The sequence below is a fragment of the Terrimonas rubra genome, assembly GCF_042686025.1.
Classification (GTDB): Bacteria; Bacteroidota; Bacteroidia; order Chitinophagales; family Chitinophagaceae; genus Terrimonas; species Terrimonas rubra.
In genome coordinates, this window is the sequence record NZ_JBHUOZ010000003.1 from 2,008,008 (window position 1) to 2,029,857 (window position 21,850).

General features: G+C 42.5%; 22 protein-coding genes. 11 read left to right on the top strand and 11 right to left on the bottom strand.

Annotated elements, in window-relative coordinates; translation table 11 throughout:
• Positions 1 to 2: 2 nt before the first annotated feature.
• Genes ACFS6H_RS17730 through ACFS6H_RS17740 form a run of 3 tightly spaced genes read right to left on the bottom strand, consistent with a single transcriptional unit; the run spans position 3 to position 3,704 of the window.
• Positions 3 to 1,307: an HlyD family secretion protein gene (locus tag ACFS6H_RS17730; RefSeq protein ID WP_386102124.1), complete on the bottom strand. Its 1,305-nt coding sequence runs from the start codon at positions 1,305 to 1,307 to the stop codon at positions 3 to 5.
• Between the two features lie 37 nt (positions 1,308 to 1,344).
• Positions 1,345 to 3,021: a peptidase domain-containing ABC transporter gene (locus ACFS6H_RS17735; protein WP_386102127.1), complete on the bottom strand. Its 1,677-nt coding sequence runs from the start codon at positions 3,019 to 3,021 to the stop codon at positions 1,345 to 1,347.
• A gap of 2 nt (positions 3,022 to 3,023) precedes the next feature.
• On the bottom strand, positions 3,024 to 3,704 hold the full coding sequence (locus tag ACFS6H_RS17740) for a TetR/AcrR family transcriptional regulator (protein ID WP_386102130.1): 681 nt from the start codon (positions 3,702 to 3,704) through the stop codon (positions 3,024 to 3,026).
• A 310-nt stretch (positions 3,705 to 4,014) separates the two neighbouring features.
• On the opposite strand from ACFS6H_RS17740, the gene ACFS6H_RS17745 reads away from it, so the two are divergent.
• Both ACFS6H_RS17745 and ACFS6H_RS17750 read left to right on the top strand, forming a co-directional pair.
• Positions 4,015 to 4,830 (top strand): AraC family transcriptional regulator, encoded by an 816-nt coding sequence (locus ACFS6H_RS17745; RefSeq protein ID WP_386102133.1) that lies wholly within the window; start codon positions 4,015 to 4,017, stop codon positions 4,828 to 4,830.
• Between the two features lie 69 nt (positions 4,831 to 4,899).
• Positions 4,900 to 5,979 (top strand): alpha/beta hydrolase-fold protein, encoded by a 1,080-nt coding sequence (locus ACFS6H_RS17750; protein ID WP_386102136.1) that lies wholly within the window; start codon positions 4,900 to 4,902, stop codon positions 5,977 to 5,979.
• 101 nt (positions 5,980 to 6,080) lie between these two features.
• Here ACFS6H_RS17750 and ACFS6H_RS17755 read toward each other — a convergent pair whose 3' ends face one another.
• The gene (locus ACFS6H_RS17755; RefSeq protein WP_386102139.1) at positions 6,081 to 7,013 is read right to left on the bottom strand and encodes a sugar phosphate isomerase/epimerase family protein; all 933 of its coding nucleotides are present in this window, start codon (positions 7,011 to 7,013) and stop codon (positions 6,081 to 6,083) included.
• Positions 7,014 to 7,394: 381 nt separating this feature from the next.
• On the opposite strand from ACFS6H_RS17755, the gene ACFS6H_RS17760 reads away from it, so the two are divergent.
• Positions 7,395 to 9,089, top strand: coding sequence for a S41 family peptidase (locus tag ACFS6H_RS17760; RefSeq protein WP_386102141.1), 1,695 nt, complete (start codon positions 7,395 to 7,397; stop codon positions 9,087 to 9,089).
• A gap of 12 nt (positions 9,090 to 9,101) precedes the next feature.
• On the opposite strand, the gene ACFS6H_RS17765 is transcribed toward ACFS6H_RS17760, so the two are convergent.
• The 6 genes from ACFS6H_RS17765 to ACFS6H_RS17790 form a co-directional block, all read right to left on the bottom strand.
• On the bottom strand, positions 9,102 to 9,476 hold the full coding sequence (locus ACFS6H_RS17765) for a VOC family protein (protein WP_386102144.1): 375 nt from the start codon (positions 9,474 to 9,476) through the stop codon (positions 9,102 to 9,104).
• 66 nt (positions 9,477 to 9,542) lie between these two features.
• On the bottom strand, positions 9,543 to 10,850 hold the full coding sequence (locus ACFS6H_RS17770) for a sensor histidine kinase (protein WP_386102147.1): 1,308 nt from the start codon (positions 10,848 to 10,850) through the stop codon (positions 9,543 to 9,545).
• 2 nt (positions 10,851 to 10,852) lie between these two features.
• On the bottom strand, positions 10,853 to 11,527 hold the full coding sequence (locus ACFS6H_RS17775; protein WP_386102150.1) for a response regulator transcription factor: 675 nt from the start codon (positions 11,525 to 11,527) through the stop codon (positions 10,853 to 10,855).
• An 8-nt stretch (positions 11,528 to 11,535) separates the two neighbouring features.
• The gene (locus ACFS6H_RS17780) at positions 11,536 to 12,396 is read right to left on the bottom strand and encodes a hypothetical protein (protein ID WP_386102153.1); all 861 of its coding nucleotides are present in this window, start codon (positions 12,394 to 12,396) and stop codon (positions 11,536 to 11,538) included.
• 15 nt (positions 12,397 to 12,411) lie between these two features.
• Positions 12,412 to 12,756 (bottom strand): hypothetical protein, encoded by a 345-nt coding sequence (locus ACFS6H_RS17785; protein WP_386102156.1) that lies wholly within the window; start codon positions 12,754 to 12,756, stop codon positions 12,412 to 12,414.
• 45 nt (positions 12,757 to 12,801) lie between these two features.
• Positions 12,802 to 13,386 (bottom strand): hypothetical protein, encoded by a 585-nt coding sequence (locus ACFS6H_RS17790; protein WP_386102159.1) that lies wholly within the window; start codon positions 13,384 to 13,386, stop codon positions 12,802 to 12,804.
• 207 nt (positions 13,387 to 13,593) lie between these two features.
• Between ACFS6H_RS17790 and ACFS6H_RS17795 the strand changes: the two genes are divergently transcribed.
• Positions 13,594 to 14,718, top strand: coding sequence for a glycosyltransferase (locus ACFS6H_RS17795; RefSeq protein ID WP_386102162.1), 1,125 nt, complete (start codon positions 13,594 to 13,596; stop codon positions 14,716 to 14,718).
• Positions 14,719 to 14,816: 98 nt separating this feature from the next.
• The gene (locus ACFS6H_RS17800) at positions 14,817 to 15,251 is read left to right on the top strand and encodes a YdeI/OmpD-associated family protein (RefSeq protein ID WP_386102165.1); all 435 of its coding nucleotides are present in this window, start codon (positions 14,817 to 14,819) and stop codon (positions 15,249 to 15,251) included.
• Here ACFS6H_RS17800 and ACFS6H_RS17805 read toward each other — a convergent pair.
• Positions 15,197 to 15,490: a hypothetical protein gene (locus tag ACFS6H_RS17805; RefSeq protein ID WP_386102168.1), complete on the bottom strand. Its 294-nt coding sequence runs from the start codon at positions 15,488 to 15,490 to the stop codon at positions 15,197 to 15,199. The two genes, ACFS6H_RS17800 and ACFS6H_RS17805, sit on opposite strands and share 55 nt — an antisense overlap.
• Positions 15,491 to 15,745: 255 nt before the next feature.
• Here ACFS6H_RS17805 and ACFS6H_RS17810 point away from each other — a divergent pair, with 255 nt between their 5' ends.
• The 6 genes from ACFS6H_RS17810 to ACFS6H_RS17835 all read left to right on the top strand — a co-directional run bounded on the left by ACFS6H_RS17810 (position 15,746) and on the right by ACFS6H_RS17835 (position 21,836).
• Positions 15,746 to 16,768 (top strand): GHMP family kinase ATP-binding protein, encoded by a 1,023-nt coding sequence (locus ACFS6H_RS17810; protein ID WP_386102171.1) that lies wholly within the window; start codon positions 15,746 to 15,748, stop codon positions 16,766 to 16,768.
• A 24-nt stretch (positions 16,769 to 16,792) separates the two neighbouring features.
• Positions 16,793 to 17,374: a D-sedoheptulose-7-phosphate isomerase gene (locus tag ACFS6H_RS17815; RefSeq protein WP_386102174.1), complete on the top strand. Its 582-nt coding sequence runs from the start codon at positions 16,793 to 16,795 to the stop codon at positions 17,372 to 17,374.
• Positions 17,375 to 17,398: 24 nt separating this feature from the next.
• Positions 17,399 to 18,682, top strand: coding sequence for an HAD-IIIA family hydrolase (locus ACFS6H_RS17820; RefSeq protein ID WP_386102177.1), 1,284 nt, complete (start codon positions 17,399 to 17,401; stop codon positions 18,680 to 18,682).
• Between the two features lie 152 nt (positions 18,683 to 18,834).
• Complete coding sequence (locus tag ACFS6H_RS17825; protein ID WP_386102180.1) at positions 18,835 to 19,851, top strand: hypothetical protein; 1,017 nt, start codon at positions 18,835 to 18,837, stop codon at positions 19,849 to 19,851.
• Positions 19,852 to 19,897: 46 nt separating this feature from the next.
• A complete protein-coding gene (locus ACFS6H_RS17830; protein ID WP_386102183.1) occupies positions 19,898 to 20,308 on the top strand; it encodes a hypothetical protein in 411 nt (136 codons plus the stop codon).
• A gap of 274 nt (positions 20,309 to 20,582) precedes the next feature.
• Positions 20,583 to 21,836 carry a TolC family protein gene (locus ACFS6H_RS17835; protein ID WP_386102186.1) on the top strand — a complete coding sequence of 418 codons (1,254 nt, stop codon included), beginning with the start codon at positions 20,583 to 20,585 and terminating at the stop codon, positions 21,834 to 21,836.
• Positions 21,837 to 21,850 lie beyond the last annotated feature (14 nt).

Here is a 21,850-nt window from a genome sequence, read left to right on the forward strand (position 1 = left end):
CCTCATTTACCCGTAGTGTTTTTTTCGGTTTTTACTGTATAATAATCCGGTGGAAAGCCATTGATATTTCTCCATAATTCATACCACACCGGCACATCGTTCAAAATAGCAATGGCCTGTACCCCTGCACCTATTTTTATTTGTGCCGGCCAGGGTTTGGTGCCTTTATCTTCCACCACCAACGCTTTAAAAAGTCCGTTCGCATCAATATTACTTTCTACGGCTATTACCTCCCCGGCAAACACACCGTAACTGGAATTAGGCCAGCCGGAAAATACAATGGCCGGAAAGCCATCGAATGCGCACATTACTTTCTGACCAGGTTTAACCAGGGGAAGATCGACGGGTTTCACATAAATCTCTACCGCATAGTTCACATGCGCCGGCACAATGGAACCAATACTCTCCCCGTCTTTGAGTATCTCACCAATACCCGCCTTATTCAATTGAACAATTTGCCCGTCCTGCGAAGCCAGTACATAATATAATCCCTGGCGGATCTTATAATTGGTTACCTGGTTTTCCAGTTTGGCTATATCGCCGGTACTGCTTTCAATCTGTCCCATGCTCTGGAAACGCTCACCCTGTATCTTGCTTAACTTTTCAGCATAATCCTGAACAGTGGCATTTTGTTCCAGGTTCACCGTCACCACTTCCTGCTGTGTTTGTGCAAGTTTGTTTTCAGCAGCTGTTTTTTTAGCCAGGGCGTTCTGATAAGATATGCTGCGTTGCTGGAATTGCGTAAGCGAAACCAGGCCTTCTTCATACATTTTTTTCTGGCGCTGGTATTGATCTTCCGAAAGCCTGAGTTCGTTGCCGGCTGCTTCCAGTTCTGCCCGTTCGGCCTCCAGTTTATTATTGAGCTGGCCCAGCTTAACCTTTAACTGCTGCAGCTTAAGATCCCTGGAACTGTTCAATGCGGTAAGCTGGGCTTCTGTTGTACCAACTTTGGCTTCATAGTATTGCCTCACTCCCTTTTTGGCATCCACCTGTTCCTGTGTACGATCTATCAGGCTGGGGTCCATATAACCGTCCTTCACTTCCGTAAGCTGCAAAATGGTATCGCCCTTTTGCACAAAGTCCCCGTTCTTTACATACCATTTTGTAATACGGCCGGGAATGGGAGAATTGAGTTGTTGCGGCCTTTGTTCCTGGTACAGGGTGGTAACCGTACCTTTCGCTTTTATATTTTGTGTCCATGGCAGGAACAAAATAATAATAACCGCCGCCACAAAGAAGTAGAACCAGCGCTTCACCCGCGAATTCCGGTGAACGTGATAAATGTTTTCAAGCGATCTCAGTTTCATTGGTAATTTATTTAATACAGCACTGTCAATTATTGTTTCAATCTTTATGCTCACTGATAACAGTGCCGTCTTTTAATGTCAAAACATTGTCTGCAATACGCAGCAGGGCTTCATTTTCCGAGACAATAACAATCGTGCTTTTCTGTTTTAAGTTATTAAGGTAACTGATCATGTTCCGTGCAAATTCTTCATTCATACCATCTATCGGGTCTTCCAGCAGTAACAGCCTTTTATGGCCCAGCATGGCCCGCAGCAATAGTATTTTCTTCCTTGCGCTGAAAGAAAGTTCGGTATCCGTTTCACTGAGTATGGTTAAAAATCCTTCTGTGAACCGGCCTGAAAAATCGTTCATGCCCCATTTCTCTGCCAGCTCAAGTACTTCCTGCGCTCCCAGGTGATCACGGCCCAGGATGATATTATCCAGCAAAGAGCCTTTGATCACCGTCATGTCTTCGAGGTATACACCGGTAACCTCCCTGAAGGAAGATTTATCAAGATTTTTCAGGGGTACTTTATCAAAAAGTATATTGCCGTTCACCGGCTCATAAAACCCCGCCATCATGTTCAGCAATAATGACTTGCCCACTCCCAGCGGTCCGCGTATTACCGTAATGCCATTACCCGGTATCTGAAAGTTAAGGTTAGTGAGAATGGGTTTCTGGTCACTGAAACGGAACATCACATCTTTAAAAATAATGTTCATCCCTGCATCGGAAGGTGGCATTTCGATCTCGGCCGACAACTCTTCCTCCAGTCCCGTTACTTTTTCCAGTTTCTGCAGGGAAGTGATCACGTCATAATAACTTTCCAGGCTTTTGATCAGCTTCTCTACGGCCATTAAAATGGTCAGCACCACAATCTCTGCGGCCACAAAGGCGCCGATGTTCAGTTCCTGGTTGATGAGCAGGTATACGCCGATACCCAGCATCAGCAGGGTGATCACCACTTTAAACCCCACTATTACCCAGTATTGAAACAACAGTACTTTGAAATGTGAGGTACGTGCTTCCAGGTAATTCACAACCCTTTCATCGGTGCCCGTCAGGTGGGTATTGGCCCTTGAATTAAGCTTGAATGTTTTTACTGAACCGGCAATATCCTCCAGCCAAGAAGCTACTTCATACTTCCGGTCACTCTCATCCACACTGGATTTAATACCGGAGTTCATGGAGAACCGGAATATCAGTATGACAATAGCAACCACCATGGCACCAAATAAAAGGAACCAGGGGTGATAAAAGGAAAGCAGCAGGATGCCAAAAACAATCTGGATCAAAGCCGTGGGTATCTCCAGCAATATTTTGGAAATACCTTTCTGCAGGTTGGGTGCATCAAAAAAGCGGTTCACCAGCTCGGGCAGGTAATATTTTTTGTTGGCCGTAAGATTGATCCTGGGAAGCTTTTCCGCAAAAGCCAGGGCATATTCCACAAAGATCTTTTGCTGTATCTTTTCAATGATCTGCATTACCCTGATACGAAAAAAACCCGCCAGGAATGTCCCCAACACCACAAAAGCGATGAGCAGGTACAATGAAGTAACCATTGTTGCTCCCAGTACAAAGCTTACAATAGCCTGTATACCCAGGGGGATGCTAAGCTGTACCAGGCCACTCAATATGGCATAGATATAAATACTGCCAACATCCTTTTTTTCTTTTGTTATGTATTGGAATAACTTTCTACTCTTGATCTGAATATCAGGATTTAATGCCATGTTTAATGTGATTTAAGCGCAGAGAATACTAATTGGTTCAGGTAATCAAATACGTATTTCCGGTGTTCTTTTCTTGATTTGTTATCCGTAAGCGACGGAAGGTGTTCACTGAAAAACTGCTGCCCATGGGCTGTTTCCAGTACAGTACTGGCCAAAGATTTCGGGTATTTAAAACCCGGGGCCAGCTGAAGAATGATCTCATGAATAAAGTGGCAAAGGCTTTTAAGCGGACTGAAAACTTTTTCCTCATTAATGGCATCTACTTCCTTTACCAGGTAAGCCTTACTGCTTTCGGCAATCACAATAGCGTGTAGTTTTTCCAGGTTATAGTCCTGCACCTTCGAAACCACCGCATCATCGTGCATAATAATACGCAGCATAAGCCGTAACTTTTCTTCCGGATCAGCAATATGCTGTAAACGCATTTTTGCCACAAATTCAAGGTAACACCAATACCAGTTAAGGATATAAGTGAGCAGTTTGTACTTGGAAGAGAAATAACGGTAGATCGTAGCCTCGGTGGAATCTATTTTCTGGGCCAGCTTTTTAAAAGTAAATTGTTCAAACCCTACTTCGTGAATAAGATGAATGGCATTATTCACAATAGTTTTTCCCAGGTCACTTGACTCAGGATCGCGGAGATAAAGACGCTCGTTCAGCTTAAACTTCAGTAAGAAATCCATAACCTGTAATTATTAGACTATTTAACCAGACTATTACAAAATTATGTAAAACTACCAAAATTTAAAGTTAAGCAATCATTAATAATAGTATTACTATCATAAAATAAACCTACCTCCCTCCTTATCTATTGATTATCAATTTCATATATTTTTAGAAGGGCGCTCGTTTAAATAAACTTTTAGGAATATATGCCTCCCTCCTCTTTGTACAGTATACAAGCAGCAGTTCCTGCTTTGAGCAATCAAAGCCGGGGAATACAAAAAATTTAATTTGTATTTTTATAGCAAAAAAGGGAGAGAGATTTAGACAATGAAGGAAATATTTGAAACATTCAAACCCCAAAATCCGGTTGTCAAAAAATTTGTTGATTATTATTATATAGACATCAAACCCACTAATACCAACACCGAATTTCAATGTTTTCCGCATTTCAATAATACCATTTCGCTTTACCAATCTCATATCCGGTTAGAAAATGGAGCAATGAAATTTGTAGCAGGACCTGCAAGACCTTTTCAAATTTTTACGCCCATCCGGGATAAAGTACTAACCGTAAAACAATCGGGAAAAGTTTTCAGAATTGTCATTGTGTTTCATCCCCTGGGGGTCCAGCAGTTTTATAAGAACGTAAATTTTTCTGATTACATTACAGATTACGCGTTTTTTTCTCCGCAGGAATTGAAAGATTTTTTTTCGACCACAGAGACCACTATGCTGACCGGTTTACTGGATAGCTCACTGGAAAAGAGATTCGAGAGATTTGAGAATATGATCCTTGAAAAATCCATTCAATACATTTTTAATCATCACGAAAACTTTTCAGTCACAGCAATCTCCTGCAATATTGGAGTAAGCAGGCAACACCTCAACCGGGTTTTTCAATCGCATTTAGGTATTTCAGTAAAGAAATTTCATGAAATAGTTCTTTTCAGACAAAGCCTTAATAAGAAGTTGTTTGAAAACCCCGGAAGAAGTTTTACAAAAATTGCCTACGATTTCAATTTCAGCGACCAATCTCATTTCAATAAGACCTATAAAAACCTGACAGCAAATTCACCAAAATCTTTTTTTACAAAAGGGATCGTACTGGGAAAGGAAGACACATTCTGGCACCTGAAACCTTAAGTTGCATGTTCCATTTTTACAAGTTTTTGCCATTTATTGGTTTTAGTTTTGTTGCCTAAATTCTGATCTATGAGGCATTCCCTAACTTTTTTTTGTGGCTTAGCGGGAAAGACGAGGACATTCTCCAATATTGATATAAATAAAACACATTCACAAAAGACCATTTTTCTTTTGTTGATCATTCAACTGCTCTGTTGTAGTTTTTGTTTTGCCCAGCCTTATTCCCAGTTGAGTACTTCCGACACAATAACTATCCGTTCAAAAGTATTCCAAACAGAAAGAAAAGTAATTATTACAAAGTCATTGAAGATAAAGAATGATCTTCAAAATAACTGCATTATCTATATGGATGCAGACGATAGTAATATCAACGGGATATTCCTGCAATCAGCAAATAATTTAATGGCATATGATGAAATACCGCAAAGCTACCTGGTTGGAATTATTCATGAAAACAGGAATACCGAGCTATTAGAAAAAGATAAACTATTAAAGTTCCTTATGGAAGAAGTAATTCCTTTACTGAATGACAAATTCAGTATTGCCAATCAACTTACGATAGCCGGGCATTCCTTTGGCGGATATTTTGCGACCTATGCGTTTATTAAAGAAAATGTTTTATTTAATTCCTGTATTGCCATTAGTCCGGCCTACTGGCCTAATAAAAGTGATGTTCTTGATCTGTTACATCAAAACGTAAATACTATTCATGGCAATTTTTATTTAACCATTGGTGATAAAAGATGGGATGATATTTCTTTGAGAAAATATGTCTTCAAAGCACAAAATATAGTAAAAAATAAAAGCAATATTTTTTTCAACTTTACTGACTTAAAAGGCTTTAGCCATAATGCTACACCAACAGTTGGTTTTGGTGCCGGCCTCAGTTTTATTTATGACGAATGGGAATGGCAAAAAATCCTGATTGAACAGGAAAGAAACCTGAGATCCTTCCCTGATTTTTGGGGACATACCGAAATAAAAGCAGATGCCTTGTTTCATTTACAAAGAGTTTCTGAAGCAAAGGTCTTTTTTAAAGAAGCATTAAAAAATGTATCGGCAGACAATAATTTACCTGCACAGGAGAAAAAAATAATAACCAAAAGATTAAAGCATAAAATTAAAAGCTGCAGACAGAAGAAGTCATAAACAATACTTTGTTTATATTAATCAATCCTTTTCCGGAGAGTGTTCCAATACTAAAAGGTCATTCATCAGAAAAGCATATTCGCTCTTAAGAAGGCTGTTTATTAAATAGTTTTAGCTATTCTTTCCAGCAGTTCTTTGGTCTTTTTAATACCGGTATATTCATCCAGCTTACTACCCTCGTATTCAATGCCCACATAACCTTTAAAGCCCGATGCTTTCACGGTTTTCATGATCCGCTTATAATCAGTTTCAATGCAGTTACCCGCTTCATCAAAATCGTATGTTTTAGCACTGGCTCCTTTGGCATAGGGCATTAATTCTGCTACTCCTGTATACCGGTCATATTCTTCTGCACAACCATTGGCATCGCGTTTTATACAAAAATTACCAAAGTCGGGTAAAGTGCCTACGTTTTTTTTATTCACCCCTTTCATTACTGCGGCCAGCCATTTACCATTGGAGGAGTAACCACCGTGGTTTTCAACAATAATATTGATACCGGCTTTTTCGCCATATTCCCCGAGGCTGCCTAAGCCATCGATGGCAGCTTGCTGCACGTCCTCCGCACTGCCTTCGCCATAACTGTTTACCCGGATAGTGCTGCACCCTAAATATTTTGCCGCGTCCACCCATTTGTAATGGTTTTCTACCGCCTGTTTTCTTTTAGCTTCATCCAGGTTAGCCAGGCCGCCTTCCCCATCTATCATGATGAGATGGTTTTTTACACCGTTATCTTTACATCGTTTCAACAGCTCATTCAAATAAGTGTTATCCTTTGCCTTATCCTTGAAAAACTGGTTCACATACTCCACCACGCTGATACCAAATTCTTTTTTGGCAATAAGAGGAAAGTCAAGGTTAGTGATCTTGTTGCTGAATAAAGTTTTGTGCAGCGACCACTGCGCCAGCGATATCTCAAAGAATGATTTTTTTACTGGTGAAGCTTCCGCTACAAAAGGCAGGGAGCTGAGGGAGCCGGCACCGGCTGTAATAATTCCCAGTTGTTTCAGAAAAATCCGACGATCAGTAGGCATGCAATCTTATTTTAATTTCAGCAATTTACAGTTTTTAATTGATTGATTTATCCCTGTAGTAATACTTTCGTTACCGGCAATCTTTTACCGCGTAAATCATGGATAACAAAACGTAATACTATTTATTTCATCGGGATCCGCTCATGTAGCTTTTAATAAAAATTTGCAATTACCGGAACGCCGGGAACATTAACGAACCAGACGTTCTTTAACATACAGTAAGTGTATCAAAAACAAACAGTTCTATATTGCTTAAATACATATATTTCTGGTAATCAATCATTTTATATTTGGCATATTTTTGAGCAAGTATTATTGAGGTTTCAACCAGATCAACCGGAAATTTTGTATGTTATCTATAAACACAAACCGTTTTCCTTTATGAAAAATATCAGTATATATCTATGTATTGTATTTATTTTGACAGCTACCAATATGTCAGCGCAAAGAAGTATCGGCGACATGTATGCAGATAGCGTACAGGTTATCAGGACAACTGCGAATGCATCCTGGAAAGACAAAGAACATCCTACCCCAGCCGAACTGGAAAAAAGTATCAATCTATTACTTGGAGCTATTACTTACCTGGACCAACCCGAGGTAAAAACCCAGGCGCTGGGAAATTCGTATTTATTTTACCGGAGATCCGATGTGTATCAAAGTTTGACTAACTTATATACCCTGGCAAAACAATATGATAAAGCTATCGCCGCATTTTCAAAAGCCTATGAAACGGCCAAATGGGATCGTTCAGGAATAGAAAAGGATTCGCTGTATAAGGACCTGATCGGCTTGCCCGAATGCATTACCTTATTGGAACGTTATAAAGCAAGAACGAAACTATGGAATAACGGGAGTTTTAAAACGCCTTTTAACCCTGCTATTTCCGAAGATGAAAAAATTGCCGGTTTATCCCTGCTGTGGGCGCAGGCCAAGTATAATTTTGTTTTTATTGATAAGTTGACAACTGATTGGAATAAAATATACCTGGATTATATTCCCTTAGTAAAAGCAACAAAAGACACCAAAGAATATTACCGGGTACTGATGCAGTTTTATGCCCAATTGCAGGATGGTCACACCAATGTTTTTCCTCCTGATGAATTGGCCAAAGATTTTTATTCCCGGCCACCGGTGAGAACAGAGCTTATAGAAGGACGTGTATTTATTACGAATGTAAGTAGCCCTGCTTTGGAAAAAACAGGAATAGTACCCGGGCTGGAAATTTTAAAAATTGATGGTGTTCCGGTATTAACTTATGCCGGGAAAAATGTCAGGCCATATTTAAGCAGTTCCACCGATCAGGATATGATTGTACGGGAGTTCTCCTATAACTTATTAAGAGGAGAAGCTTCAAACCCAGTAACGCTTGAACTAAAAGACCGAAATGGCAAAACACGGGCTGTTAGGGTCAACCGGAGTGGTTACACGGATGTAAAAAAACTACCTTCCATTTCCTTTACTACAATAGGTAATACTGGTTATCTTGTTTTAAACAGCTTTAGTGATGATAGCCTGACGGCAAAATACGATTCCCTGTTCCCTGAAATAGCAAAAACCAAAAACCTGGTTATAGATATCCGGTACAATGGAGGCGGGGAAGGAAGTTATGGCTACCATATTTTAAGAACGTTAACTGATAAAGCATTTAAAACATCTTTGGCTAAAACAACAGTTTACGAAGGATATCCTGTACCCGGCACAAAATGGATAGAACAACCCCAGGGAAGTATTACACCGGACAGAAAACGTTTTTACGATAAACCCATTGTCCTTTTAATCGGGCCACGGACATTTTCGGCTGCCGAAGATTTTGCCATTGTGTTTGAAGATATAAAACGCGGCCAGCTGGTTGGCGAAAGTACAGGCGGCAGTACAGGACAACCATTGCATTTTGACCTGCCGGGTGGAGGTTCTGCAAGAGTATGTATGAAAAAAGACCTTTCTCCCAATGGAAAGGAATTTGTAGGCATAGGTATCATGCCCGACATAAACGTACCCCTAACAATAAAAGCCATTTATGAAGGCAAAGATGAAGTGTTACTAAAAGCTCTTTCTCTCCTGAACAAAAATTGATCAGTACCATACTCACTTGTCATGGATTGATATATCCTGGCCAAATTGCAGGATATAACCATTGTTATCATAAATAGCAAACTCTCGCATCTCCCATGGAAAATTTTCTATTTCGTAACATATTTTCACTTTATCCTTTAGCTTTTCCCATAACTCATCTACTGCATCAATATTAAAGTAAAAACTACCAGTAAAAACAGGACCGGTAAAAGGACGGTGAGCATTGGGTTTTGCCAGCATGATGGCTACATGATCTCTGGATAAAGAGGCCCAGCCCCACTCCTCATTCTTAGCCCGCAATACAAAACCAAGTAGCTCGGTATAAAAAAGGATAGTATCCTCAAACTGGTCTGTAGAAATCATAGGGCGTATGGCTGTAAACTGCATGGTTATTGATTTACCGGAATGAAATAAATAGTAATAAAGTATGTTCCAATTAAGGACTAACCAAATTTACTGAATATTAAACAGAATGGTAAAAGTAGCGCCTTTCCCTTCCACGGCCTCAACAGCCAGGCCCATATCATGATAATGGGCAATAGCTTTTACAATAGAAAGGCCCAGGCCATAACCCTCGCCGGTAGTCTGCCCCGCCCGCTGAAAACGGTCAAATAAAGTCGGAATGGCCGCAGGTGCAATGCCCTGCCCGGTATCGGCAATCCGTACGGCGTATTTATCATTTGTAACAGTGCCGGTTATACTTATCTTGCCTGCATGCCGGTTATAACGGATGGCATTATTGATAACGTTGAACAACAGTTGAAACAGAAGATCGCGGTTCACCCGCTGTAAGGGCGCAACCGGTTCCATATTTATCGTCAATTGAATTTCCTTGGCGTTGAGCCTGTCCTGCAACTCCTCAACCACTTCATTCATCAGTTCGGCTATACCCACCTGTTCCGTTAAAGCAAACTGGTCATTTTCAATACGGGAAATGAGTAACAGAGAATTAACGATACGTTTCAGGCGGTTGAGGGTCTTCATCATGGCCACCAGTTTGTCCTGGGCCACATCATCCAGGTCCTCCATCATCAGGTTCTCCATCTTGGTTTGCAGGATAGTAATAGGCGTCAGCAGTTCATGGGAAGCATTCCCGGTAAAGGCCCTTTCCCTTTCAAAGTCCTCATGTATTTTACCCATCAGGTTAATGAGTGACTGGTCCAGGTATTGGAAGTCTGAAGTACTGGTTTTAATGGGTTGCAGGTTTTTCGTAAACGGGAATTGCTGGTTCACCAGCTTGGAGCGGATAATAACGTTCAAAGGTTTTAACAGCAGCCTCGTGTAGATAAGATCTGCCAGGATGGTCAGCACAATGAGCCCGCCCAGTATGTACAGGGCCATACGTTGTAGAGGACGGTTATACTGCTCGATGGTAGCAATGGTCTTACCTACTTCCAGCATGTATTTTTTTCCCTGGTATTCAAATTCATGGCTCAATACCCTGTAGGTGAGTGTATCGCCTTCCACCAGGCGTTGCGAGGTTTGTATGGTGTCGGCAATGGTCTGGGTTACCGGCTCCAGGGATATATATTCCTCTTTCAGCATGGTATAACTGCCGTAACTGGAATCGCCCTGGAAATAATAATCCAGTCCGTCACGGTCAATAACCTTCAACACCTTTTTCTTTTGCTGCTGCAGGTAATAGTTGGTGTATTGAAAAGCCACCCTGCTCACCAGTAAAGGCAGGAGTAAAACGAATAAGATCACGATGGCCAGTTTGGACAAAGTGACAAATAAGGTGAGTTTAGTAAGCAGTTTCAAATTCAGAGCTTTATTTTATAACCAATGCCGCGTATGGTTTGTAACCATTCCACCGAACCATACGCCGCCATTTTTTTTCGCAGGTTTTTAATATGTACATCAATATAGTTGGAATCATAATCATCCAGGTCCATATTATTACCCCAGATATGCTCACTTAACTGCATCCTGGTCAGCGGACGGTTTTTGTGTAAGAGCAGATAATTCAGCAGGTCAAATTCTTTTTTGGAAAGCCCCACTTCAAGCCCTTCAAAAAAAACGGCCCGCTGTTGCAGGTCCACCTGGAAATCGCCCAGCATTACTTTAGAATCTGTTAACCCCGATTTTCGCCGGGAAATGGCATGCATACGTGATTGCAGCTCCAGTAAGGAAAAAGGTTTGGGCAGATAATCATCTGCTCCAAGGTCCAGCCCTTTGATACGGTCTTCGAGATTGCCCCGGGCCGTTAGAATAATATAAGATGCCTGCGGACAATTTTTCTTGGCCTGCTCCAGCACCAGTAAACCGTCTTTATCCGGCAGGCCCAGGTCCAGCAAAATGAAATCGTATTGGTTTTCCCCGATCAGGGCCATGGCTTGCCGGGCAGTGAAAGCAAGATCGCAGCGATAGGTTTTCAGCAGGAATGCTTCCATTTCCAACGCCATGGTCCGTTCATCTTCTACAATTAATACTTTCATGCTGCTTTTTAAAACTGGTAATAAAAACTGGCACTCACAAATGAGTTTAATTTTCCGGCTCCCGTTTGTGCCTGCTCCGATAACAAAGATAACTGGTAAGCCAGTTCCACCATATAGTGTGCCCGGTTATAGGCCAGTGGTAATTTAAAGTTATAGGACAACAGGTCAAAACTGCTGGAGACTTTGGTAGTAGTGGTTGGTTCGGTACCCGGCTGACCGAATATGGGCGGTATGGGAATACCCAGTATACTATCGCGGATATTTTTTTCCGTTACATAAGTCTCATAAAAACGTTGCGTACCGGCCGTTACTTTCGCCGAAGGCTGCAGGGTTATTAGATCCCTGGCCGTAATACTGCCCAGGGAGATTAGTTTCGTTAACCCGGCAGTTACAAAAACGTCATTGGTCTTACCAAATGCATAATCCACTTCGGCCGATACGGCCAGCCAATTGGTATAGGTGATGCCCAGGTTGGCATTATTGGCATTGGCTGCCTGCAAAAAAGGTGATAAGGCCGGGTAGAAAGTATGGCTGTAACTCAGATCGAGGTTAAAGCGTTTACCGATATCTTTTGTAAAACCCAGGCCCAGTGCTGATGCGGAAACTACCCGCTGCGAATCGTTGAGCAAACGGTAAGCCATGCCTGTAGCATAGAGACCGGATTTATGATGAAAGACTGCTGCCGCTGCCACATAAGGCATTTTCTCAACCGATTTTTGTCCGTAGTAATCGGCATTGTTAACATAAGTGGCGCCAATGGTAAAGGTGGATCTGACCGGCTCAGTACTATCGGCCACCGCCGTGCTGTCCTGCTGGGCCATGCCCTGTAAGCTGAGTAATAATATACCGATGGTTATAAAAAGTTTCATGATGCTGGCTTTGATTTAAGGAAGAATGGCGCCGATCTTTTTAATGATCGGTTTGATCACTTTAGGTGGTTTAACCGGGGTAACCGGTATCACCTTGGGTTTTATCTGCTTCCGGGCTTTGGGAACCTCCTTGATGATCTTTGCGTCAACCACTACTATAGGGACATCTTTTTTTACTTCGGGCTCCGGTGCTTTTACCGGTGGTGCATTTTTAACCGGGGGAACCGTATCCGTTAATTCAATACTGAACGGACGGGCGCCGGTAAGTACAGGCTTGCCTTCACGGGCATAGATGCTTGTTGCCAGTAAAAAACCTGTCGCTAAGACAAGGAACCGGTAAAAAAAATGTTGACGCTTCATCAGGATAATAAAGGAGCCCGCCTTTGCAGGCAGGCTCCTGCTTTTTTATTTAAGTTTTAATAGGGTGCTGTTTGTTGTGATCAGCTTGTTTTTTATTGCCAGGGGTTTAGGCTGTACCATGGTGCCATTTGACAATAAGGTAGCAGAGCTGGCCTGGATGGTTTTAACGGGCGCTTCTATGCTTTTATTACCCGTGGTTACCGTTTTTATTGCAGCAGGTGATACCGTAGTATTATTAACCAGGTCACCGGTCAGCTGCACCGGGTTATCTTTACCGGCCACTACATTTACATTCGATTGAATATCGGAATTCACCGAGGTCTGCTTAACCAACTCATTTGTTGCCGAAGCCGTTTGCTCCACCTTTGCTTTCGCTTTTTCCTTACCCTGTTCTGCTTTTGCCTTTACTTTACCGGAGGTAGTAGCTACGCCTTCTTTGGCCGCCTCAATGGTACCCGCCGTTTCTACAGATTGATTAGCCTGTACCTGGCCGTTTGCTGCTGCAGACTTTTGTCCGTTGGTTTCAGTTTTTGCTTTCACTTTTACATCTGCCGTTGTTTGAACAGCAGCTTTTTGTGCCATAATGCTTGTTGACAATAATAATGCCGTTGCTAAAATCGTTGTTTTCATAATGTTTGTTTTTAAGGATTAAATAAATCTCAAACTTGACATTACAAACATATTTCGCGAAGATGAAGATAAAATGAAAAACGGGGAATTGCAATTTTATAGCTTGTTAATGAGAGAGATAGAAAATAAAAAAACAGTTACCATGCTACAGTAATAATGCTAAATCAGCTACATCAATCTGGGTGCAATACTTATCTTTACACCCGTATGAATGTTGTAATTATCGGACCGGGGCATCCCCTGCGTGGCGGTTTGGCCACTTTTAACCACAGGCTGGCAAAAGCTTTCCAGGATGAAGGACATACCTGTAGCATTTATTCTTTTTCGCTGCAGTACCCTTCGTTCTTGTTCCCGGGAAAATCACAGTACAGCACCGATCCGGCGCCCGAAGGTATTACCATTCATACGGTGATCAACTCCATCAATCCATTGAACTGGATAAAAGTGGGCAACCGTTTAAAAAAAGAAAAGCCTGATCTGATTGTTGTACGTTACTGGCTGCCTTTAATGGGACCTGCCCTGGGCACCATTTTACGCCGGGCAAAAAAGAATGGACATACGCGGGTAGTATGTATTGCCGATAATATTATACCCCATGAAAAACGTCCCGGCGATAAACCTTTTACCCGTTATTTTTTAAAAGCCTGCGATGCAGTGGTGACCATGAGTGAGAAAGTAATGGCCGACCTGCGTTTGTTTGATACGGCCAAACCAGCCGCACTGGTAAGGCATCCCCTGTATGATAATTTCGGCAGCATTATATCATCTGCCGAAGCCCGGGAACATTTACAGATCAGCAACCCCGGTAAATTATTATTGTTTTTTGGATTTATCCGTCAATACAAGGGACTGGATATGTTGCTGGAAGCAGTAGCGATCTTAAAAAAACGCAACTCGCCGGTACTCCCCTTTAAATTATTAATTGCCGGTGAGTTTTATGAAGATGCAGAACGGTACCATAGCCTGATCAAAGACCTGGATATAGCTGATCTACTCATATTAAAGACCGATTTTATTGCCGATAGTGAAGTAAAGTATTATTTATGTGCGGCCGATGTATTGATACAGCCTTACCGCAATGCCACGCAAAGCGGGGTAACGCCCCTGGCCTATCATTTTGAAACGCCCATGGTGGTAACCAATGTAGGCAGCCTGGCCACCCTGGTGCCACATGGCAAAGTGGGTATTGTTACGACCCCGGATGCCGCCGCCATTGCCGATGGCATTGAAGCCTATTTTAAACAGGGTAAGGATTTTTTTATTCCCCATATACAGGAGGAGAAAAAACAATACAGCTGGGATAAACTGGTAAATGCCCTGGTACAGTTATAAGGTTGGTAAATATTTTCCGTTTATTATTTTTATAGTTGTCACCCCTGACATACAGCCGTCACTGACCATATTTAGTTTTATGTTGTAAAACATAGCATATGGAAATAATAAAAGACGGTAAACAGGTTGTATATGCCAAAGACAGGAAAGCCTGGCGTAAATGGTTATTGAAAAACGCTGAAAAAGAAACATCGGTATGGCTGGTCCTCTATCATAAAAAAAGCCCTACTCCCGGTGTTACGCTTATTGAGGCAACAGAAGAAGCCCTTTGTTTTGGCTGGATCGACAGTTTATGCAAAAGCCGGGATGAAGAAAGTTACTACCTCACTTTTACCCCTCGTAAAAAGACCAGCAGGTGGAGTAAACCTAATATTGAAAGAGCCGAAAGAATGATAAGCGAAGGCCTGATGATGCCGCCCGGACAAAGGGCTATTGATATGGCCAAAGCTGCCGGAAGATGGGACAAAGAAGAAGATCCCTATCCCTTTTCAATATCAAAGCTGCTAAAGTCGTTGTATACTTCTATTATATAAGTATAGTCATTACTGTTCACAAAGCCATCATGTGGTATGGCTTTAAAATCCCTGCGAAAGCCGATGGTCATGGTAAGGCCCCGACAGGAGAATACCTGCCCGATGGCCCCTGCCGGGATGGAAAGGTATTTTGTATGCGATTTACCGTTCAGGTCAGTAAAATGACTGATTGCTTTTTTAAATTTTACCGCTTTTCCTTTATGGGTGAACAGGTAGGCCTGTATGGGCGCAAACTCCATAATATTTTGTTTTACTCTCAGTAAAGTTATTATTTCCCGTTAGTTGTACCCATTTTTTTTAAACAATTGCTATATGGTAAATACAACTATTTTTGTGCTCCTGCAAAGCCCTGCCGGGCAGTATTGCTGCAGCTGAAGTGTGCGACCCCGAGCTCCCTTCGAAAACCATTCGAAGTCGTCGGGGCAGGCGCAACAGTTGCCGGGCCAGGGTACGGAACGATGATAACATAAAACTAAAATATTCGACCGAGTCATATGATCTACAGAAGTAAAGCGCCCTTACGTATCGGGCTTGCCGGAGGTGGTACTGATGTCAGCCCCTACAGCGATTTGTACGGTGGCGCCATTTTAAATGCCACTTTATCCCTGTATGCCCATGCTACTATTGAGCTGCTGGATGAGCCTACCATTATTTTAAGAGCTGTAGACAGGAAGGAAGAACAAGTTTTTGACTTTGCGAGATCACTGCCTATAGATGGTACACTTGACCTGCTGAAAGGTGTATACAATCGTATTCAACAGGACTATGGCATGGATGTTACCGGTTTTCGTTTGTCTACTTTTGTAGACGCGCCTGCCGGGTCGGGGCTGGGCACTTCCTCCACCCTGGTGGTAGCCATTGTAGGTGTATTTGCCGAGTTATTGAAATTACCCCTTGGAGAATACGATATAGCGCATTATGCTTACGAAATTGAGCGCCAGGACCTGGGTCTGGCCGGTGGTAAACAGGACCAGTATGCTGCTACCTTCGGCGGAGTGAATTATATGGAGTTTTATGAAAAAGACCGTGTAATTGTGAACCCCCTGCGTATTAAACAACGTTATCTTTTTGAACTGGAGAATAACCTGTTATTATATTATACTTCCACCAGCCGTGAATCGGCCAAGATCATACAACAGCAAAGTAATAACGTGGTGAACAAACAGGAAAAATCGATTGAGGCCATGCACCATTTAAAGCAACAGGCCCAGATGATGAAAGAGGCTTTACTGAAAGGCCGGTTGCATGAGATAGGTGAAATACTGGATTTTGGTTTTCAGCAAAAAAGAAAGATGGCCGAAGGCATCAGCAATAACCTGATGGATGAGATATATGAAACCGCAAAAAGATCGGGTGCAACGGGTGGTAAAATATCCGGTGCCGGTGGTGGTGGTTTTATGATATTTTATTGCCCGGGATCGAATAAACATGCAGTGATTGATGCATTACAGCAATTTGGCGGACGCCATCGCCGTTACCAGTTTGTAGAACATGGCCTCACCACCTGGAGTATTTAACCGCATATTTGTACCTTTACAGCCATGACAAAAATTAAGGAGATCATACAGGCGTCGATACAGGTGAAGGAACAGTTGCTGGGCAACGAAGCCTTACTAAACAGTATAACAGCCGTTGTGGATATTATTACAGAAGCTTTTACCAAAGGCCACCGCGTTTATTTCTGCGGCAATGGTGGCAGCGCTGCCGATGCCCAGCACCTGGCCGCCGAGTTTTCGGGAAGGTTTTATATTGACCGCAAGGCCTTACCGGCCGAAGCATTACACTGCAATACCTCTTATTTGACCGCAGTGGGAAACGATTACAGTTACGATGTAATATATGCCCGTTTACTGGACGGTATCGGGCAGGAAGGTGATGTACTGGTAGGACTATCTACTTCAGGTAATTCTAAAAACATCATTAAAGCCTTTGAAGTGGCCAGGGAAAAAGGTATTACTACTGTAGGCCTTACCGGCATGACCGGGGGGCTGATGCAATCCCTGAGCGATTATTTATTGAATGTACCCTCTACCGATACGCCACGTATCCAGGAAAGTCATATTTTAATTGGTCATATCATTTGCCAGTTAGTGGAAGAAAAATATTTTGGCCGCACGGCATAATACCCACCTTTATTTATCGAAGCAATGCCTGATACTACAGATCGTTCTATACCCAATTTTAATGGCCGCGAAGCAATTATACTGGCAGGAGGCCTTGGTACCCGCCTGCGTGAAGCCGTACCCGACCTGCCTAAATGCATGGCGCCCGTAGCCGGCCGCCCCTTTTTGTTTTACGTGATTAATTATTTACGCAGCCAGGGCGTACAACGTTTTATTTTTTCGCTGGGGTATAAACATGAAGTGATACTGGCCTACCTGGAAAAAAGTTTTGCTTCGCTTTCCTATGAGTATGTAGTGGAAGAAACTCCTTTGGGTACCGGTGGCGCTATTGCGCTGGCATTGACCAAAGCCACACAACCCGATGTACTGGTGACCAATGGCGATACCCTGTTTAAAATAAATGCCGACGAACTGTATAAGCAGCATACCGCTACCGGCGCCTTGTGTACACTGGCTTTAAAACCCATGCAGGATTTTGAACGTTACGGCGTGGTTGAATTAAATAACCATAACCAGGTTATTGCCTTTAAAGAAAAACAACATTACGATAATGGTTTAATTAATGGCGGTTGTTACCTGTTGCATGTAAAAGGTTTTAATGCCCAAAGCTGGCCGGACAAGTTTTCGTTTGAGACTGATTTTTTAGAAAAACAATACCCGCAGGCACAATTATACGGCCAGGTACAGCAAGCTTATTTTATTGATATTGGTATACCGGCCGATTATAACCAAGCACAACATGACCTGGCCAAACCGGCGGTAGAACTGAAAGACCTGGACAGATCCTGGACCATTTTTTTAGACCGTGACGGTGTATTTAACCACGATAAAGTGGGCAGTTATGTATTTACGCCTGATGAATTCAGGTTGTATGACGGAGCCCTTGAAGCCATTAAAACCATCAGCGAAAAATTTGGTCTGGTATTAGTGGCTACTAACCAGCGCGGTGTGGGCAAAGGTTTAATGACCCTGCAGGACCTGCATGAAGTACATGCCAAAATGAAAGCAGAGATTGAAGCGGGAGGCGGACGTATTGATCATTTTTACTACGCTACCGATATAAGCAATTTTGACCCCATGCGTAAGCCCAACCCGGGTATGGCTTTTGCCGCCAAGAAAGATTTTCCGCAGATAGATATGAACAAGGCCATTATGGTAGGTAATAACCCCAGTGATATGCAGATGGGCCGTAATGCCGGTTTGTATACGGTTTATCTTACCACGACCAACCCGCCTTACACGCTGCCCCATCCCGAGGTTGACTGGCAGTTTGAGACCCTGGCACAGTTTGCCGCGGCATTACAATAGTGCAGGTACATACTTTTTAGGCTTGCTTTACGTTTAACAGGCAGTTAACTGTTAAAATACACGCAATAAACCGGGTTAATGCGGCTGAAAAAGGCCCGTTAGCCACAGTTTGTGTAATTTTGCCGTTCATTCAGCAGGTAAAGCCCGTAAAAATGCAAAAAGTAAATTGTAAACTATTATCCTTTTCTTTTCTCCTGGTATGCCTCAGCATATTTACCATAGCCAATGCCCAACATATAACGGCAGCGGACAGGAAAAAATTACAGGTGAAAGAGGACTCCCTGGCCGAATATGCCCGGTATTTAATTACCGATACGCTTATGGAAGACAGGATGATATCGGACAGTATTTTTGTTAAAACGCTGATCCGCAGCCTGCAGATAAAAAACTCCTTTTATTACCCTTTTGATTCGGTAATAGGCATATCCAAACTATACGCCCCCGACTCCACCTTCCGCATTTTTACCTGGAACCTGCAATATGATAATTACTACGGACGCCAGCGTGGTGCCATACAAATGCGTACCCGCGACGGCTCGCTGAAATTATTTCCTTTAAGGGATGTTTCGGAGTTTACCGATGATGTGATGGACTCCGCACGTAACCGTAATAACTGGATCGGTGCAGTGTATTACAATATGATTAAAACAGATTATAACGGGAAGAGTTATTATACCTTGTTTGGCTTTGATGGTCATGGTGTACGCAGCAGCAAAAAATGGATAGAAGTATTATACTTCAATGCCAATGGTGAGCCTATATTCGGCGGTGATTTCTTCAGCTTTTCCAGTGAAGCACGCAAACATAATAAGCCGTTCCGTTTTTCTCTCGAATATAAAAAAGACGCCAGGGTACTGGCCAATTTCCTGAAAGAGGAAAATGTGATCCTGATCGATCACCTGATATCAGAATCAGATGAGCCTGATAACCCCTGGACATTAGTGCCCGATGGTGATAATGAAGGGTTCAGGTGGGAAAAGGGTAAATGGGTACATGTAGAAAAAGTATTTGATTACAAAATAGATATGACAGGCGCCGACCCTTTTTTAGGCAAGCCACCGGTGGAAGTACCCATACTGGATAATAAAGGGAACCGCGACGAGAAAAAACTATTGGAACAATCCATTAAGAATAAAGCAAAAGAAAAGCCTCCTGTTAAAAACGATTAACATTTTAACACAATAATCATTTGCTTTTTCCCCTGCGGCTATATCTTTGCAACGCATTTTTAATTTTTTGTACAGGTTTTTCAGAAATATAGCCCTCTGGCTGGTGGCATTCTCCGTGCTTAACACCAGTATTGACTTTAAAGAGTTTATCCCCCTCACACAGGTACATTATGCCGATTCGGATACAGAGGATTATTATGAAATGGAGAGTATCATCGAGTTATTGGTGAGCACTACCACCGATATGGATAACCCTATACCGGATAATACCAGCGAAGACCAGCAGACAACCATTAAAAAAGTAACCACTTTCGATTTCTCTTTTACCCCGCGTAAAGAAAAAAACAATGCCCCGGCTGACCTGGCCACGGCAAAGAAATATACTGTTACACCTGAAAACGCCTTATTACCCCAGGGCTACGCATTAACACTGATACAGCCTCCCGACCCCGCCTGATCAATAGCTTTATACATCATGCCATAGTGATCATGTTTATTGGCATGCTCCTTCATGACTGTTTTTAAAGCAACTATACAGCCTGCATTTTCATTACAGGATCTATCTACATTATTTTTTTTACCGGCTATACAGTTCCCTGAGGCACTGTGTTGGCTACGCTGTTCGGTACCAGGAATGGTATGAACTGTTTTGCCCAAACATGGCCGTAAACAAGAATCATGTATGTATAACCTGTGCAGGTATATCTATTACCGATTAAATACACAGATCAATGAAACTGATACTTTGCGTATTAAGTTGCCTGTCCGTGGCGGCATTCACCTATGCACAACCCATCGATAGCTTACGCGTAAGCCTATCACAGGCAGAAGAAATATTTATAAAAAAGAATTTATTGCTGGCAGCAGAACAATATAATATTGATGCGGCCCAAGCCCTGGAAATACAAGCAAAACTATATCCCAATCCTGAATTTTCAGCCGACCTGCATGGTTATGATACCGATACCCGTAAAGTATTTTACAACAACAGGTCCGGGCAAAAAGGTTTTGCTATTGAACAGTTGCTATTACTGGGAGGAAAAAGAAAGCATGAAATGGCACTGGCCAGGCAGAATACCCAACTGGCCGTTCTGGAGTTTGAAGACCTCGTAAGGCAGCTTAAATATAACCTGCGTACTAATTTATACACGGTACATTTTCATTTAAAGACGGTAGAAAAGTATAATAAACAACTGACCCTTTTAGATACCATCATCAGCTCTTATCAACGGCAGGCCGAAAAAGGAAATATCCCCCTGGTGGATGTGGTGCGGTTAAAATCAACCTACATGAAGCTGACCAATGATAAAAGCGAGGTGTTACAAAATATATTACAGGCACAGCAGGAGCTGCAGGTATTGCTGTTAACAGATCATTTCATTGTTCCGGATCTTGATAATATAAACTGGCAAAACTATACCAACCTGCCGGCACTGGATGTATTACAGCAACAGGCCCTTACCCACCGCAGTGATCAGAAAATAGGTACGCTGAACAAGACCATTGCAGGCCTGGAAGTAAAGTACCAGAAAAGCATGGCCGTTCCTGATCTTACTGCCGGCGCTGCTTACGACCAGCAGGGTGATGCTTTCCGCAACCAGTACAATATTAAACTGGGCATTCCCTTGCCTCTATGGAACCGCAACCAGGGCAATATAAAAATGGCGAAGGCAAAAGAAAAACAGGCTGCTGTGAAAGGCGAGCTGGTACAGCAGAACCTCTTTGCCGAAACCCGGGCGGCCTGGTATAATATGGGACGCAGTATCAGCGAATATGATAAAACCACGGCTATTTACAACGAGGACTTTACCCATGTTTTAAAAGGCGTGAGTGATAATTTTTTAAAAAGGAATATCACGCTGCTGGAATTCGTCGATTTTTTTGAGTCCTATAATGAAACAACGGCCGAATTATACCGGGTACAACAGCAACTCATCACCGCTGCCGAAACCATTAACTACGTTACGGCATCACCGGTATTTTAACAGGTTCAACCAAC

Coding starts and splice junctions, on each gene's coding strand:
- ACFS6H_RS17730 (WP_386102124.1), bottom strand. CDS start 1,307: ATGAAACTGAGATCGCTTGAAAACATTTATCACGTTCACCGGAATTCG.
- ACFS6H_RS17735 (WP_386102127.1), bottom strand. CDS start 3,021: ATGGCATTAAATCCTGATATTCAGATCAAGAGTAGAAAGTTATTCCAA.
- ACFS6H_RS17740 (WP_386102130.1), bottom strand. CDS start 3,704: ATGGATTTCTTACTGAAGTTTAAGCTGAACGAGCGTCTTTATCTCCGC.
- ACFS6H_RS17745 (WP_386102133.1), top strand. CDS start 4,015: ATGAAGGAAATATTTGAAACATTCAAACCCCAAAATCCGGTTGTCAAA.
- ACFS6H_RS17750 (WP_386102136.1), top strand. CDS start 4,900: ATGAGGCATTCCCTAACTTTTTTTTGTGGCTTAGCGGGAAAGACGAGG.
- ACFS6H_RS17755 (WP_386102139.1), bottom strand. CDS start 7,013: ATGCCTACTGATCGTCGGATTTTTCTGAAACAACTGGGAATTATTACA.
- ACFS6H_RS17760 (WP_386102141.1), top strand. CDS start 7,395: ATGAAAAATATCAGTATATATCTATGTATTGTATTTATTTTGACAGCT.
- ACFS6H_RS17765 (WP_386102144.1), bottom strand. CDS start 9,476: ATGCAGTTTACAGCCATACGCCCTATGATTTCTACAGACCAGTTTGAG.
- ACFS6H_RS17775 (WP_386102150.1), bottom strand. CDS start 11,527: ATGAAAGTATTAATTGTAGAAGATGAACGGACCATGGCGTTGGAAATG.
- ACFS6H_RS17780 (WP_386102153.1), bottom strand. CDS start 12,396: ATGAAACTTTTTATAACCATCGGTATATTATTACTCAGCTTACAGGGC.
- ACFS6H_RS17785 (WP_386102156.1), bottom strand. CDS start 12,756: ATGAAGCGTCAACATTTTTTTTACCGGTTCCTTGTCTTAGCGACAGGT.
- ACFS6H_RS17790 (WP_386102159.1), bottom strand. CDS start 13,386: ATGAAAACAACGATTTTAGCAACGGCATTATTATTGTCAACAAGCATT.
- ACFS6H_RS17795 (WP_386102162.1), top strand. CDS start 13,594: ATGAATGTTGTAATTATCGGACCGGGGCATCCCCTGCGTGGCGGTTTG.
- ACFS6H_RS17800 (WP_386102165.1), top strand. CDS start 14,817: ATGGAAATAATAAAAGACGGTAAACAGGTTGTATATGCCAAAGACAGG.
- ACFS6H_RS17805 (WP_386102168.1), bottom strand. CDS start 15,490: ATGGAGTTTGCGCCCATACAGGCCTACCTGTTCACCCATAAAGGAAAA.
- ACFS6H_RS17810 (WP_386102171.1), top strand. CDS start 15,746: ATGATCTACAGAAGTAAAGCGCCCTTACGTATCGGGCTTGCCGGAGGT.
- ACFS6H_RS17815 (WP_386102174.1), top strand. CDS start 16,793: ATGACAAAAATTAAGGAGATCATACAGGCGTCGATACAGGTGAAGGAA.
- ACFS6H_RS17820 (WP_386102177.1), top strand. CDS start 17,399: ATGCCTGATACTACAGATCGTTCTATACCCAATTTTAATGGCCGCGAA.
- ACFS6H_RS17825 (WP_386102180.1), top strand. CDS start 18,835: ATGCAAAAAGTAAATTGTAAACTATTATCCTTTTCTTTTCTCCTGGTA.
- ACFS6H_RS17835 (WP_386102186.1), top strand. CDS start 20,583: ATGAAACTGATACTTTGCGTATTAAGTTGCCTGTCCGTGGCGGCATTC.